Origin of the sequence: Streptomyces sp. C1-1, assembly GCF_050214755.1 — a bacterium.
Taxonomy (GTDB): Bacteria; Actinomycetota; Actinomycetes; order Streptomycetales; family Streptomycetaceae; genus Streptomyces.
In genome coordinates this window covers 1,095,822-1,110,444 of sequence record NZ_CP189826.1, presented here as the reverse complement: position 1 = coordinate 1,110,444, position 14,623 = coordinate 1,095,822, and the positions used below count along the sequence as shown (strand labels likewise).

The window sequence follows — 14,623 nt, the reverse complement described above, 5'->3', positions numbered from 1 at the left end:
CCGCCCGTGGGGGGATGGTGAGGACAGGGGGCCGAGATAGGGGGCGGGTCGTGTCAGGGGGTGAGGGGCTCGTAGTCGAACCAGTCGAAGTGGACGGTGCCGGCGGCGGCGTACATGCCGATGACCCGGCCGGTGAAGCCGCCGGCCACCTCGGTCGACAGATAGCGCCCGTCGAGGGTGCCGAGCCCGGTGAAGGTGCCGTCCGCCTCCTCGATACCGAGCGTGACGGCGTCCGGGCCGGTGCGGGCGTCCCGAAGCGGGATGGCGGAGACCCGGACGCGGAGGACCACGGGTCCGGCGGGCACCGCCCGTGATGCCACCACGGAGCGCAGCGGGCCGATGCGGCTGAGCAGCCGCACCTCCCCCTCGGACGCCTCGATCTCGTAGTGGTGTTCCTCGTCCAGCCGCACCGCGAGCCCGCCGCGCCCCTGTGCCGGGTCGATCAGGGTGCGTGCCTCGCAGGTCAGGTGCTGTTGTCGGCGGCCGACGAAGACGACGTCGGGCTCGTCGAGCGAGCCGCCCCGGGCGCGCAGGGTGAGCCAGCCGGACCGCTCCTTCGTCGTGCAGAGCTCTGCCGGACGGTCCCGGAGGGAGACCCACTGCGGCCGCAGCTCGCCGAGGTCGAAGTCGTCCCGGACGGGCTCCACCGGCCCGGGCACGAGCGGCCACGGGGGCGCGGGCAGGTCGAGTGCCACCTCGCCGACGACCGGCCAGCCGTCCGCCCAGGTCACCGGTGCCAGGAAGGTCTCGCGGCCCAGGACGTGCCAGCCGGGGGTGCCGCCGCCGGGGCGCACCCCGAGCAGCACCATCCACAAGGAGCCGTCGGGTGCCTGGACCAGGTCCGCGTGCCCGGTGTTCTGCACGGGGTGGTCGGTGCCGCGGTGGGTGAGGACCGGGTTGGCCGGGCAGGGCTCGAACGGGCCCTCGGGCGTGCGCGCGCGGGCGATGGAGACACCGTGGCAGCGCTCCGTGCCGCCCTCGGCGATGAGCAGATACCAGTAGTCGCCGATCCGGTACAGGTGCGGCGCCTCCGGGGCCTTGGCGCCGGGCATGCCGGACCAGAGCCTCCGCGAGGGGCCGGAGGTCTCCCCGGTCGTGGGGTCGAGACGGATCTGGGAGACGCCGGCGACCGTGCACCAGCACGTTCCGTCCTCGTCCCAGGCCAGGTCCGGGTCGATGCCCCGCACACCGGGCAGCAGGACCGGGTCCGACCACGGCCCCGCCGGGTCGGTGGCCGTGACCAGCAGATTGCCGTCGGCGCTGACGTTGGTGACGATGAGCCAGAACCGGCCGTCGTGGTGGCGCAGGGTGGGCGCGTAGATCCCGCCCGACGACGGCGAGTCCAGCGGCAGGCGCAGTTGGCCCGGCCGGTCCAGGGCGTTGCCGACCTGCGTCCAGTGCACCAGGTCCCGGCTGTGGAAGACGGGCACGCCGGGGAAGTACTCGAAGCTCGAGCACGCGAGGTAGTAGTCCTCGCCGACCCGGCAGATGCTGGGATCGGGGTGGAACCCGGGGATCACGGGGTTGGCCACGGTGGTGTGCGCCTGCTGCTTGTCTGACACTCGGTCGATTCCGTTCTGGATCGTCGAAGCGCTTCATCTGCCCGCGAACGTTAATGACATGTTTCTGACGAAACAAGAGCCATAGCGCCGCGAAACTTTCTTCCTGACCGCGCATTGACAGCCCCGTGCCGCCGGTGGCACCGTCGAAGCGCTTCAACACTTCGGAAGTTCGACCTGGTGCCGGGCACGCAAAAGACCGCCGGTCCGTCGAGGACCGGCGGTCTTTGGGGCCGAGTGTCAGGCGTTGGGGTCGAAAGGTATGCCGGACGGCATGGAGTGGGCGAGCGCGTACGGGAAGTCGCCATCCTTGATCTTGATGGTGGCGGCGCCGAAGTCGGCGCTCAGCAACTTGTCGCGGTAGCCGGCGGGATAGCCGTTCCAGCCCACCAGGCGCGGATAGAACCAGCCGCCCGTGACGTTCTCCGGCGGGTCGTCATTGCCGTTGGCGAAGCGGAAGTCGTGGGTGGAGACACCGTCCTTGTGGTAGACGATCTTGGGGTGGGTGCCGTCGAAGCGGACGGACGAGGCGGCGGCCACCTGGTAGCCGCTGTGCTGGGACACCGACACGTACCGCACCTGGTTGTCGTTGATCCACACGACCACGTGCTCCCAGTCGTGGGTGTGCCCGATGGCCGCGGGGCCGAGCGTGGCCTGGTCCTTCTCGAAGTAGCTGGCGTACATCACGGCGCACCAGCCGTTGTTGCACTTCTCGCGCGAGTACGTGTTGGCGTTGGCGAGTTGGGCGTAGTCGTGACAGTGCCCGTTGACGTCGCCGCCGAGCTTCAGGCCGGGGTTGATCGTGCCGTCCGCGCCGATGGCGGCCGTCGCGTAACAGCCGTCGCCGTCGTAGTCGTAGGCGGGGGAGAAGGTCTGCTCCAGGCCGTCGGCGTTCTGCGGCAGGAGTGTGAGCACGTTGGCGTTCGCCTGGGCGGGCAGGGCGAGGACCAGGGCCAGGGCGCCGAGCACGGCGGCGAGCGCGGACCTCCCCGACCGGGAGAAGGGATGACGCACGTCGACTCCTACGGGTAGCTGGTCAGGTTGGCCACGTTGGTACCGGAGTTGGACGGCCCGCCGGTGTTGTTGACGACGTGGCTGATGGTGCCGGTGCCGCCGAGGGAGACGGTCACCATGCTGGTGAAGCGGACCCCGGAGGTGTTCGGCGCCTCGATGGCGTGGGCGGCGACGACCGAGGGGTTGACGTTGAAGTAGCAGTAGCTGCCGAGGCCGTAGGCCTGATGACTGGTGACGGAGGCGGAGACCTTGTAGGCGGCGAACCCCTGCGTCGAGCCGTTCATCCAGGCGGACTGGTTGGGCGGGTCGTACGGCATCTCGTTCTGGAAGAAGTACGTGCGGCCGCCGTTGCCGTTCCAGATCGTCTGGTACTTCTGGAAGTGCTCCACGAACAGGCCGTACATGGTGACGTCGTCACCATTGACGATCAGCCCGGTGTCCGCGGTGTTGCTGGTCCAGCCGACACCGCTGCCGTGGTCGGCGCGCCAGATCCACATGTGGTCGCCGATGACGTTGTCGCTGTTGACGATCAGGCTGGTGGTGACCTTGCCGACGCCAGCGCCGCCGACGCGGAAGTAGACGTCGTGCAGCGAGGTCGGGTCGGCCGCGTGGGAGGCGGCGGAGCCGGCGGGCCCGACCTCCAGCAGGGAGGGCGAGTTGGTGGTGCCCGCGTCGAACAGCAGGCCCGCGATCTTCACGCCGTCGACGTCGGCGACCTTCATCGCGGTGACGCCGTTGTCGGGGACGAGGGTGGCCAGGCCCAGGCCGAGGACGACCGTGTCGGCCCGGTTGATCTGCAGGGTCTGGTCCAGGTGGTACACACCCGGCGTGAACAGCAGGTTCTTGCCCGCCGCGAGCGCGGAGTCGATCTGGGAGGCGGTGGCGCCCGGCTTGACGACGTAGAAGGTGTCGAGCGACAGGGAGGTGCCCGAGGGGCTGCCGCCCGCCCAGCTGGTGCCGGTGGAGTTGGACCGCACGGACGGGACGAACACCTGGTAGGCGCCGCTTCCGTCGACGTACAGGAAGGGCTTCTCGCGCGTCACCGGGCTCTGCGCCACCGTGGTGTACGGCGGACTGGGGAAGGTGGTGGAGGGCACGCCCGTGCTGCCGGTGAAGACCATGTTCCAGTTGGAGCCGGTCCAGCTGCCGAGCTGGGAGTTGCGGGTCAGCCACTGCTGCTGGCTGCCGGAGTTCACCTGTCCGTCAATCTTGCTGTCGGCGAGCAGGCCGCCGCTGGACCAGCCGCCGTCGTCGAGGGCGAGGCCACCGCGCAGATGCATCCGGCGGTACGGCGCCGCCTGCGAGACCGCCCAACGGTCCTTGCCGCCGGTCGGGTTGACCGACAGGTTCTCCGCACCGCGCCAGAAGTTCTGGGTGGCGTTGCCCTGGAACCAGTCGGCCTCGGCGTGCACCGCGCCGTTGACGGTCACCGCGTCGGGGGACAGGCCCAGACCCAGTACCTGGGTGTAGAAGCCGACGTTGACGTCGGCGTTGTAGGAGCCGGGCTTGAACAGCACGGCGTAGCGCTGGGAGCCGAACTGGTTGGTCTCCTGCTGCTGGAAGACCGAGTCCAGTCGGCTCTGGATCGTCGAGGACGACATCGACGGGTCGAAGACGAGGACGTTCGGGCCGAGGTCGGGGGCGGCGGCCGACTGGTCGACGGGGACGACCTGGAACCGCTGGGCGGCGGTGCCGTTGCAGGTGTACTGCACGAACTGCACGCCGTCGGCGGTCGAGGCGCCCGGATCGTCAAGGCACTTGCCGCTGTTGCGGTTGACGAAGTGGTAGGCGCCGCCCCCGTCGCCCACCGGCAGCCACTGCTGGTTGGCGCCGCCGCCGTAACTCCACAGGTGGACCTGGGCGTTGTCGGCGGTGGATACGTCGGCGACGTCCACGACCTGGCCCGTGTCGTTGGCGTTGTTGATCCGCACATAACCGCTGTCGGTGGCGGTGAAGCTCCACCGCTGGGCGTTCGTGCTGTTGCAGCCGTACTGCTGGACGACGGTGCCGTTGGCGGTGGCGGCCGCCTTGGCGTCCAGGCAGCGGCCGCTCGCGGCGTTCATGACGGTGGCGAAGCCGGCGGGCAGGGCGGACGCCGCGGCGTGCGCGGGGGCCGTGCCGAGGAGGGACGCGGCCGTGACGGCCACGACCGCGGCGGCGAGGGATCTGCCGCGGTGAGGGAGGGAAGACATGGGGTCTCCTGGCCTGGGGTGGGGGTGTCAGCCGGTGTACTGCGCGAAGACGCGGGTGTAGTCCCAGTCGGACTGGCCGACGCCGGAGCAGCTGTCGGCCGGGCCGCCGGTGCACGGACGGTCGCGGTTGGCCGACCAGAACGTCAGCCGGGCCAGGTGGTGTTGCTGGGCGTAGGCGAGGATGGTGCGGAAGTCGCCCACGGTGACCGTCTCGTTGTTGTCGGTGACGCCGTTCATGGACGAGATGCCCATGTCCCGGTAGGCCTGGTCGTCGCTGTAGCCGTAGGCGTTCTTCAGTGCGTTCTTCAGACCTTCGGCCGCCTGCACGGTGAGGTTGCCCATGTTCTGGCCGGCGCCGCCGAAGTCGAAGGGCATGATGGCCCAGGCGTCGACGGCGAGGCCCGAGGAGGCGGCCCTGTTGATGAGGCTGGTGTCGGGGCCGCTCTGGCCGGTGCCGATCGTGACGTACACCTTCAGGCCGGGGTTGTTGGCCTTGACGGTCTTCAGCGCGTCGACGGTGCGCTGCTGGACGGTGGGGTTGCTGTAGGCGTCGGCCTCGATGTCGATGTCGATCGCCTTCAGCCCGTAGGCGCTCACCACCTTCTGGTAGGCGGCGGCGAGTTCGCCCGCGCTGGAGCAGGAGCTCTCCAGCTTGTTGCCGCTGTAGCCGCCGAACGACGGGATGACGTCACCGCCGTTCGCCCGCACGGTGTTCACGGTCTGCTGGTCGACACCGCCGGTCAGGGGACGGCTGCCGTCCCACTGCGGGTTGCAGTAGCCGTTGCTGAGCACGAAGGCGAGCGTGAACCACTTCACGCCGGTCGCGTTGGTGATGGTGGTCGGGCTCGGCGGGCTGCCCCAGCCGTTGTACAGATACGGCGCCACCGCCATGGGTGCGTCCGGGGTGCCGCCGCCACTGGCGGCGGGCGCCGTCCACTTCTGGTTGGCCGCGCCCGTGCAGCTCCAGATCTGGGTGCGGGCGCCGTTGGCGGAGGAGTTGTCGGTGACGTCCAGGCACTTGTTCGCCTGCGGGTTGACGATGTCGTGCGCGGCGGTGACCGTCCACTTCTGGTTCGCGCCGCCGGTGCAGGTCCACAGCTGCACCTTGGCGCCGTCGGCGGTCGAATTGCCGGTCACGTCCAGGCACTTGCCGAGGGCGCGGACGGTGCCGTCGCTGCCGACGGTCCACTGCTGCGCGGCGGTGCCGTTGCAGTCGTAGAGCTGAACGGCCGTGCCGTCCGCGGAGTTGGCGCCGGCCACGTCGAGGCACTTGCCGGCGAGACCGGTGATGGTGCCGGTGGCGGCCTGCGCCGGGGAGGCGGCGAGCAGACCGCCGGAGAGGGTGAGAGCGGTGACCGCGAGAACGGCGGACGCGGGCAGGGGGAAGGGTCTGGCCATGGCGGGCGGCCTTTCGTGGGGGGTGGGTCGCCCGGTGAAACTAAAGGTACGGACCACTTCCGTCAAGGTGTGAAGTAAGAGTTGAGGGAAGCGAGTTGTCGCCTGGACGTATTCCTTGGGCCGCTTCGGGAAGTGAAGGGTCGGGTAGGCAGGGCACGAGTGTGATGAGCTGGTACCGAAAGGTCCGACACACCGGACGAAGGGACCGACCGGCAGGGACGGGAGTGATGGCAGGTGGACGGCGCCGACTCGTTCACGGACCGGCTGAACCCGGAGATGTGCGTGGTCACGGCCGCCGCCGAGGGGCGGCGGGCGGGGTGCCTGGTGGGCTTCTTCTCGCAGTGCTCCATCCGGCCCGTGCGGTTCATGGTGTGGGTGTCCACGGCCAATCACACCTACGAGGTCGCCCGGGCCGCGGACTTCCTCGCCGTCCACCTCCTGGACCGCGAACAGCACGACCTGGCCGAGCTGTTCGGCGGGGAGTGCGGCGCGCGGACCGACAAGTTCGCGCGTGTGCGGTGGCGGAGCGGACACGGCGGGACGGTCGTGCTGGAGGACGCCGCGGCGTGGTTCGTCGGCACCGTCGTACGACGTGTCGAGGACGGTGATCACGTGGGCTTCGTTCTCGCGCCCGTTGAGTGGGGCGGGCGGACCGAGGGGCAACTGCTGCGGCTGCGCGAGGCGCTCGACATCGCCCCCGGACATCCGGTGGACTGACCCCCGTCACCTCGTCCGCCGTCCCCGGGGCGGGCCGACCGATGAGTTCCGCGGTCGGCCGGGGTCTACCCACTCCGGAGGACAAGCGCCACGAGATCTGTGAGGGAACCATGACAGCCCACGCACTACCCCCGGTCGTCGACGCCGCGACGTGGGAAGACCGCCTGCGGGCACTGCGGGCCCGCGAGAAGGCGGCGACCAGGGAGCTCGACGCCATCGCCGCCGAGCGCCGGCGTCTGCCGATGGTCGAGATGCCCGACTACGTCCTCGAGGGCGAGGACGGTCCGGTACGGCTGGTGGACGTCTTCGAGGACAAGAGGCAACTGATCGTCTACCACCACATGTGGTCGGCCGGCCAGGAATGGCAGTGCCCGGGCTGCACGGGATTCACCTCGCAGTACACCCGCCTTGAGTTCCTGGACAACTACGACGCCCGGTTCGTCGTCGTCACCCAGGGCCCGATCGAGGAGGCACTGGCCTACAAGCGGCGCGTCGGCAACCGTATGACCTGGTACTCGACCGCCGACAGCCCGTTCGGTGCCGACGTCGGGGCAGCGCCCGGCGGCGGGTTCGCGGTCAACGTCTTCCTGCGGGACGGCGACCGGGTCCACCGGACCTGGCACACCGACGGCCGGGGCACCGAGCAGCTCGGTCACACGTTCGCGCTGATCGATCTCCTGCCCTACGGGCGGCAGGAGGAGTGGCAGGACTCGCCCGAGGGCTGGCCTCAGTCACCCACCTACAGCCGGTGGGCGACATCGAAGGACATCGCGGCGCTCTACGGCGAGGGAACCGTCGGCACCTGAGCGCGAAACGGTCGGTGCGCGGGACGACATGTCGCCCCGCGCACCGACCGACCCCCGACGACCGTTCAGCCGGCGTACACCTTGCCCTGCTTCACCACGTAGTGCGCCGAGCCGGAGCAGCCGATGGACGGCGTGACCAGCAGGCTGACCGCGACCGGCGCGGGTTCCGTGCTCGCGGTCGAGAACTCGCAGACGGCCCCGTCGCCGGTCAGCGGGTACCAGAACCAGCCGTCGGTCTCGCCCACGGTGACCCGGTCGGACTCCTTCCAGGCGCCGGTGGTGTGCGTGTACACCTGCATCCGTACCGAGGCGGCGTACTCGTCCTGCGTCGACCGCACCGCCGTGAGGGTGATCTTGTAGGTGCTGCCGAGCACCGACGAGGCGATCTGCCGGGTCTGGGGCGCCGTGGTGTCGGCGCTGGACGCGGTCGCTCCGGCGGTTCCCAGGGCAGCGGCCGTCAGAAGGGTGACACCTGCCGTCGCGGCGCGACGGGCAAGGCGGTGTTCGCGGAACGGACTCATGGTTCCCCCGTTTGATCTGTGATGTGTTCCGTCGGTGATGGTTGCCGAACGCCCGGCGGGGTGGAAGCCTTTCGAAGCTGCTCGAAGCGCCGGCGCCGCAGCGCGCTGCTCAGGCCCGGCCGCGCCCCGAAGCCGCCCCCGTCACCTGCAGTCTTTCCGCGTCCCCGTCCAGGAGCCGGTGGCCCATGGGCGTCACCGAGTGGCGGACGTACTGCCCCTCGCGCCGGCTCGCCACAAGTCCTCCGTCCCGCAGCACGGTGAGCTGGTAGCTGGCGCTGGGCAGGGCGATCCCGACGGCCGTGGCCACTTCGGAGGTGGTACGGGCGCGTCCGCGGGCCACCTCCGTGAGGACCGAGGCCCTGGTACGGCCCAGCAGGCGGTCCAGTCCGTCGTGGCGCAGGCCGGTCACGTCGAGCGGCCGTGCGGTGACGGGGTAGACGAGGACGGGGCCGAGGGTGGGGTCGGCGAGGGCGGTGGGCCTGCGCCAGCAGAAGTAGGAGGGGACGATGTGCAGGCCACGGCCCTCCAGATGGAGCTCACGGTGGGTGGGGTAGTCCACCTCCAGGACAGGGGCCTTCCACTGGGCGAGCGGACGCAGGCTCTCCAGCAGGGCGAGAACGCCGCCGTCGAGGAGTATGCGGGAGCGCACGTCGATCTCGTCGTGGATGGCCCTGCGGACGTGGGGCCAGCGTGGTTCGAGCAGCGCCTTGGAGGAGATCTCGAGGGCTTTGACCAGGGAGCGCATGCCGCGGCCGTCCGGTCGGCCGAGTGCCGTGGTCCACGCGGGCAGCGGTCGCGCCGCGCCCAGCCTGGCCAACTCGTGCCGCAGACGGCTCGGGGCAGTGGCCCCCACCTCCTCCAGCGCCGCGGGCAGACCTCCCTCCGGGACGGACGACGGGGTGAGGAAGTCGGGGATGTATCCGACGGGTGGGACGAGCGTCTGCAGGGCGAGCACGGCGCGCTGCGACGTCGGGTCGGTGGCCAGCCGTTCACGGACGGAGCGGCGCCAGGCCCCGAACTCCAGCGGCCCCTGGTGCGTGGGGAGCCGACAGGTCGCGCAGACCAGCTCCCACAGGGGATCGGGGCGACGGGAGATCCGGATGTTCTGTAAGTCCTCGGGCGTGAAGTGGATGCGGAGCATGCGGCCTCTCTCATGGGCTGTGGGGGGTTGGCCGAGGGTGGAATGCGTGAAAGTCGGTACACGTCGTCATGGGTGACGACTGAGACGTACCGATGGTTGGTTGCGGCGCCGCGACCAACCATCGAACCCACAGGCGAGCGGGGGGTGTTGGGGCGTAGGTTGTGCTGTGACCGGATCTCATTGTGGTGAAAGGCGGAGCGGCTGATGACCGACCCCGGGGCGAGGCCCGACAAAGTTCTGAGCCAGACGATCGACACCTCGGTTCCGCATTCGGCCCGGATCTGGAACTACTGGCTCGGTGGCAAGGACAACTACCCCGTCGACGAGGAGGCCGGCGACGCCTACACCGCCGTCTTCCCCGGCATCGTCACCATCGCCCGCAGCAGCCGGGCCTTCCTGCGCCGCAACATCACCCATCTGGTGGCCGAGGCGGGCATCCGGCAGTTCCTCGACGTCGGCACCGGCCTGCCGACCGCCCAGAACACCCACGAGGTCGCCCAGGGGATCGCCCCCGAGACGCGGATCGTCTACGTCGACAACGACCCGATGGTCCTGGCCCACGCCCGCGCCCTGCTCTACTCCTCCCGCGAGGGCGCGACGGCCTACATCGACGCGAACGTCACGGACCCGGACCGCATCCTCGCGGCGGCCGCCGAGACGCTGGACTTCGAACGCCCCACCGCGCTCATCCTCAGCAACATCCTCGGCCACGTCGCCGACTACGACCAGGCCCGCGCCATCGTCGCCCGGCTCATGGACGCGCTGCCGTCCGGCAGTTACCTCTCCATCAACGACGGCTCCCGCGGCATCGACCCCGTTTTCGAAGAGGCTCAGGACGCCTACAACGAAAGCGGAGCCGTCCCGTACAACCTGCGCACCGTCGAGGAGATCACCCGGTTCTTCGACGGACTGGAACTCGTCGATCCCGGCGTGGTGTCGGTCACCCAGTGGCGCCCCGACCCCGGTTCACCCACACCCGAGGTCATCGCCGAGCACGGAGGTCTCGCCCGCAAGCCGTGACCGGCGACGGCCGTACGCGACGACGGAACCCACGCCCCCCGGGGCTGACCTCCGCGCGACCCAGACCCTGCCCTCTGCGCCGCTGCAGTGCGCCAGGGGTCCGCGCGGTGTCGCCCCGGGCGGCGAGCTCACACGTGTGACCTCAGCGATCACGGGCAAGGTCACCAACTACATGGTCACCGGTTTCAGATGTCCGGAACATGGCCGCCGATCTTCGGCGTGCTGATCCTCTCCACGCTGCTCGCCTGCTTCGCCGCGCCGAGCGCCGCCACCCTGCCGGCGCTGTTCCCGACGGCCGTCCGGTACGCCGCGATGGGCATCGGTTTCAACATCGCGGTCGCGGCGTTCGGGGGCACCACCCCGCTCGTCACCGAAGCCCTGGTCCACGTCACCGGCGACGATCTGATGCCCGCCTGCTACCTGATGCCGGCCGGGGTGAGCGGCCTGGTGACGGTGAAGTTCCTGCCGGAGACCGCACAGGTTCCGCTCAACGGCTCGCAGCCGATGGTCGGTTCGCGTGCGGAGCGGCAGGAACTGATCACCACCTCGCAGGAGTTGTACCGGGTCTCCGAGCAACAGCGCGAAGACGGCCCGCGGTCGGAGTCGTCAGCCCACTCGCGTCTGCGTTGACGCGGAGAACCGCACGGGAAGGTGCAGCGGGCCGCGGATGAGCACTCCGCCCCGCCAGGTCAGCGCCGCCGGATGGATGTCGAGCGCGAGGTCCGGGCACCGGCGGAGCAGCGCGTCGATCGCCACCCTGGCCTCCAGCCGGGCCAGCGGGGCGCCGAGGCAGTAGTGGATGCCGTGGCCGAAGGCGACGTGTCCGCGGGCGTCCCTGCGGATGTCGAACCGGTCGGGGCCGGGGAAGCGCGCCGGGTCCCGGTCGGCGTCGGCGAGGGCGACGAGGACGAGCTCGCCGCCCCCGGGGACGGTCGTGCCGGCGATGTCCACGGCGTCGGTGGTGAAGCGGTACGTGGGCGTCTCGACGGGGCCGTCGTAGCGGAGGATCTCCTCGACCGCGTTGTCGATCAGGGACGGTTCGGCGCGGAGCAGGGCCAGTTGGTCGGGGTGGCTCAGCAGCGCGAGCACTCCGTTCGAGATGAGGTTCACGGTGGTCTCGAACCCGGCGACCAGCAATAACCAGACGGTTCCGGTCAGTTCGTTCGCGGTGAGGCGGTCACCGCCCTCGTCCGAAGTGCGGATCAGCGCGCTGAGCAGGTCGTCGCCGGGGTCGCGCTGCTTGTCCTCCAGGAGCTGCCCGATGAATCGGGAGGTCGTCCGCGCCGCTTCCCGCTGCTCGGCGGGATCGGGGGAGGACACAGCCGTGTTCGACGCGGCGGCGAATTCCTCCCGGTCCAGGGCCGGTACGCCGATGAGCTCGCAGATCACCGACATCGGCAGCGGGAAGGACAGGGCGCTCACCAGGTCGGCGCGCCCGTCGGGGGCTGCCAGCATGGCGTCGAGCAGGCGGTCGGTGATCCGCCGTACCCATGGCTCGAGGGCCTGCACGCGGCGTGGGGTGAACTCCCTGGCGACCAGTTTGCGCAGCCGGGTGTGGTGGGGCGGGTCGGACGAGAGCATGTGACGGCCTGCCGCGACCGTGGTCATTCCCAGTGCGGGCGAGGCCTTGTCCCAGTCCTTCGTCAGCCGTGGATCGGCCAGGACCGCCCGCCCGGTCTCGTATCCGACGACCAGCCACGCTTGCGCGCCTCCGGGCATCCGGATCCGGTGCACCGGCCCACGGGAACGCAGCCGCGCGTAGACGGGGTACGGGTCGCGGGTGAAGTCCTCGCCCAGGGCGCCGAGGTCGACCGGGCCGTCAGCGGTGTGCGTGGTGTCCGTCTGCGTCATCTGGCCTCTGTCCGTCGTCTTGGTCCGTCACCCTCATCCTCGCCTTCCGCGGTCGTCCGGAACAGGGGCAGTGGACGGCGGCGCCCTCTTCAGGCCCGTCGCAGGTAATGTCGCCACCGCAAATTCGCCGCGTCTTCCACGCCCCGTTTCTCACCGCCCACCTCGTCCGGTACCAGCTGAACCCCTCTTGCGCAGAACCGACTTCAGGACAGCCGTGACTCGCCTGTCGCATTGCCCGCCGTTGGTTTCGTTGGCAAAGTGCTGTCGGTTGTCCAGGTGCGCGCTGTTAACGTCGCTGGCCGACGGGGGTGGGAAGGCGAGTGAGGAGCAGACCAGTGCCCCGGAAGAAGTCGCAGGCGCCGCATTCCGTACGGCGCGAGCATGCCCGCCGCCGTGCGCGGTCCAAGTGGTCGCTCGCCGTGGTCGGAGGGCCGATGATCCTGGCCGTCGTCGCCGGCTCGGTGTTCGCGGCAGGGGTCCACCACGGGCACGCCGGTCCGCCCGGCGCGGCAGCCTCCGCGCAGCCGACGCAGGCCGCCGACCCCGATCCGAACTGCACGCTGGTGGTTCCCGAGCACCCCCTCACCGCCCGAGGGCTGGCCACGCCCTACCGGCTCGTCGCGACGGACCCGCGCCAAGGCCCCTGCCACGAGGCCAATCCCGACCAGGCCGCCTTCGTCGAGGCCGCGATCCTGACCAAGGACGGCAAGCTGACCGTCTACGACCCTCTGGTGATCGACCAAGGGACGAGGCCGGCCGCGAGCACCGTCCGGCCCAGGGTGCCGAGGGGCTCGACGGTCGGCATATGGTTCGGGTTCAACGCCACCCAGCTCACCCTGAAGTCGAGCGGCCTCTCCCACAGCCTCGCGCAGGGCAGGTGCGTCAACGGCACGCCCGGCTCCGCCTTCGGTCAGTTCGCGTACTGCAACGCACCCGCCTTCTTCCGCGCCGCCAACGCGCAGACGGCCGAAAAGCACCTCAAGATCCCGGCGCTGGGGACCGCCAAGGACGGCCTGCCCTGTCCCACCACGCGGGACTTCTCGGTCGTGGACCAGGACGGCAGCGACAACGTGGTCACCCACTATCTCGCCGACGCCCAGGGACGCGTCGCCCAGAACAACGCCGCGAGCAGGGCGGCCCTGCGCAGGGCCGGCGCGAAGCCCACGGACCTGACCAACGGCAGCGACAACCGGCTGCTCACCCACTTCATCGACCCCGCCCTCGGCTGCACGCCCTTCACCGCGCCCGACCAGTCCAGCGACGGCCTGGCTTCGTCGGCCCTGCCACTGGACGAGTTGTCCGCCGCCGCCCGACAGCGGGCGCCGATCGCGCTGATCCCGCAGAACGACCCGATGACGCTCGTCGACGGCCACGCCAGTGTCCGCAAGACCGACCTCTACCGCGCCGGAGTCGACATGCCCCCGATCGGAGCGGGCGACGACGGGAACGGAGCGGCCTACTGCAGGACGCTCTTCACCAAGCCGTCCGGCATCCGCCGCGTCTTCCAGGACCGGGCGCTTCTGCGGGCCGCGCCCTCGCCCGACCCGGGCACCGCACCGAACCTCTTCGGCTTCCTGGCCTCACGCGCGAACCAGACCTTCACCAACCTCGGCTGCGACCGGCTGCTCCACTCGGGCAACCCCGTGATGCTCACCACGGACGGCCAGGGCCTGGTGACCGACGCGGTACTCACGCCCCTCGGCCGGCCGTCCGCGTCACCCGGCCCCGCCGGTGCGACCCAGGGCACCTCGCCGTCCGCGGCGCCGACCGCCTCGTCGCCCACCGCGAACGGCGGTTCGGCGACGGCGACGACGGGCGTCCCCGCCTCCGCGCCACCCGCCTCGGACGGGGTCTCGACGGCCCCGAGTGCCGGCACGCCCGACTCCTCGGCCACCGCCGTCACCCCGTCCTCGTCGACAGGCCTCAGTTCCCCCCGTCCGTCCTGACGAGCGCGGCGAGGGCGGCGTCGAGGCGGCGGGTGGCCTCCTCGGCGACCGGGCGCAGGGCGTCGAGCTCGGTGAGGGCCACCATCGTGTTCGGATCGAGGGCCTGTACGACGGTGCCGTCGCCGTCGCGGCGGACGACCACGTTGCAGGGCAGCAGCAGCCCGATGGAGCGGTCGGTGTCCAGGGCGCGGTGGGCGAGGGGCGGGTTGCAGGCGCCGAGGATCACGTAGTCCTCCATGTCGTGATCCAGCTTGGCCTTGAGCGTGGCGGTGACGTCGATCTCGGTGAGGATGCCGAAGCCCTGCTCGGCGAGGGCGTCACGGGTGCGGATGACGGCGGTGGCGAAGTCGGCGTCGAGGCGGACTGTGCGGTCGTAGCGCATGGTGGTGATCCGTTCTTTCTGGACGCTCGCGTCCGTTCTCATTCCTGGGGTTTTGCTGCCCCTCTAAATACCCCCC

The 14,623-nt window shown here is 70.5% G+C and carries 12 protein-coding genes and 1 pseudogene; 5 read left to right on the top strand and 8 right to left on the bottom strand.

All coding sequences use genetic code 11. The features are described 5' to 3' along the window. Nucleotides 1-53: 53 nt before the first annotated feature. From ACQF4J_RS05035 to ACQF4J_RS05020, 4 genes are all read right to left on the bottom strand, one after another. A complete protein-coding gene (locus tag ACQF4J_RS05035) occupies nt 54-1,562 on the bottom strand; it encodes a glycoside hydrolase family 43 protein (protein WP_427164753.1) in 1,509 nt (502 codons plus the stop codon). Between the two features lie 237 nt (nt 1,563-1,799). Further along, nucleotides 1,800-2,573 (bottom strand): NPP1 family protein, encoded by a 774-nt coding sequence (locus ACQF4J_RS05030; RefSeq protein ID WP_351803705.1) that lies wholly within the window; start codon nt 2,571-2,573, stop codon nt 1,800-1,802. An 8-nt stretch (nt 2,574-2,581) separates the two neighbouring features. Next, the gene (locus ACQF4J_RS05025; protein ID WP_427164751.1) at nt 2,582-4,765 is read right to left on the bottom strand and encodes an RICIN domain-containing protein; all 2,184 of its coding nucleotides are present in this window, start codon (nt 4,763-4,765) and stop codon (nt 2,582-2,584) included. 27 nt (nt 4,766-4,792) lie between these two features. Next, nucleotides 4,793-6,163, bottom strand: coding sequence for a lectin (locus tag ACQF4J_RS05020; RefSeq protein ID WP_427164750.1), 1,371 nt, complete (start codon nt 6,161-6,163; stop codon nt 4,793-4,795). Nucleotides 6,164-6,439: 276 nt separating this feature from the next. Between ACQF4J_RS05020 and ACQF4J_RS05015 the strand changes: the two genes are divergently transcribed. Together ACQF4J_RS05015 and ACQF4J_RS05010 are read left to right on the top strand one after the other, a co-directional pair. Further along, nucleotides 6,440-6,880, top strand: a complete 441-nt coding sequence (locus tag ACQF4J_RS05015; protein ID WP_427168564.1) for a flavin reductase family protein — start codon at nt 6,440-6,442, stop codon at nt 6,878-6,880. 110 nt (nt 6,881-6,990) lie between these two features. Further along, complete coding sequence (locus tag ACQF4J_RS05010; protein ID WP_351563820.1) at nt 6,991-7,686, top strand: DUF899 domain-containing protein; 696 nt, start codon at nt 6,991-6,993, stop codon at nt 7,684-7,686. Between the two features lie 65 nt (nt 7,687-7,751). On the opposite strand, the gene ACQF4J_RS05005 is transcribed toward ACQF4J_RS05010, so the two are convergent. Further along, a complete protein-coding gene (locus ACQF4J_RS05005; RefSeq protein ID WP_427164748.1) occupies nt 7,752-8,207 on the bottom strand; it encodes a hypothetical protein in 456 nt (151 codons plus the stop codon). Nucleotides 8,208-8,316: 109 nt separating this feature from the next. Next, nucleotides 8,317-9,348, bottom strand: coding sequence for an ArsR/SmtB family transcription factor (locus ACQF4J_RS05000; RefSeq protein ID WP_351563816.1), 1,032 nt, complete (start codon nt 9,346-9,348; stop codon nt 8,317-8,319). A 204-nt stretch (nt 9,349-9,552) separates the two neighbouring features. On the opposite strand from ACQF4J_RS05000, the gene ACQF4J_RS04995 reads away from it, so the two are divergent. Continuing rightward, nucleotides 9,553-10,368, top strand: a complete 816-nt coding sequence (locus ACQF4J_RS04995; RefSeq protein ID WP_351563814.1) for an SAM-dependent methyltransferase — start codon at nt 9,553-9,555, stop codon at nt 10,366-10,368. Between the two features lie 195 nt (nt 10,369-10,563). Continuing rightward, nucleotides 10,564-10,998, top strand: a pseudogene (locus ACQF4J_RS04990) (MFS transporter); the annotation flags it as partial. Here ACQF4J_RS04990 and ACQF4J_RS04985 read toward each other — a convergent pair. Continuing rightward, the gene (locus ACQF4J_RS04985) at nt 10,975-12,219 is read right to left on the bottom strand and encodes a cytochrome P450 family protein (RefSeq protein ID WP_351804753.1); all 1,245 of its coding nucleotides are present in this window, start codon (nt 12,217-12,219) and stop codon (nt 10,975-10,977) included. The pseudogene ACQF4J_RS04990 and the gene ACQF4J_RS04985 sit on opposite strands and share 24 nt — an antisense overlap. Nucleotides 12,220-12,554: 335 nt before the next feature. Between ACQF4J_RS04985 and ACQF4J_RS04980 the strand changes: the two genes are divergently transcribed. Continuing rightward, a complete protein-coding gene (locus tag ACQF4J_RS04980) occupies nt 12,555-14,165 on the top strand; it encodes a hypothetical protein (protein WP_427164746.1) in 1,611 nt (536 codons plus the stop codon). On the opposite strand, the gene ACQF4J_RS04975 is transcribed toward ACQF4J_RS04980, so the two are convergent. Beyond that, nucleotides 14,143-14,547, bottom strand: a complete 405-nt coding sequence (locus ACQF4J_RS04975) for a DUF302 domain-containing protein (protein WP_427168563.1) — start codon at nt 14,545-14,547, stop codon at nt 14,143-14,145. The genes ACQF4J_RS04980 and ACQF4J_RS04975 overlap by 23 nt on opposite strands. Nucleotides 14,548-14,623: the final 76 nt, after the last annotated feature.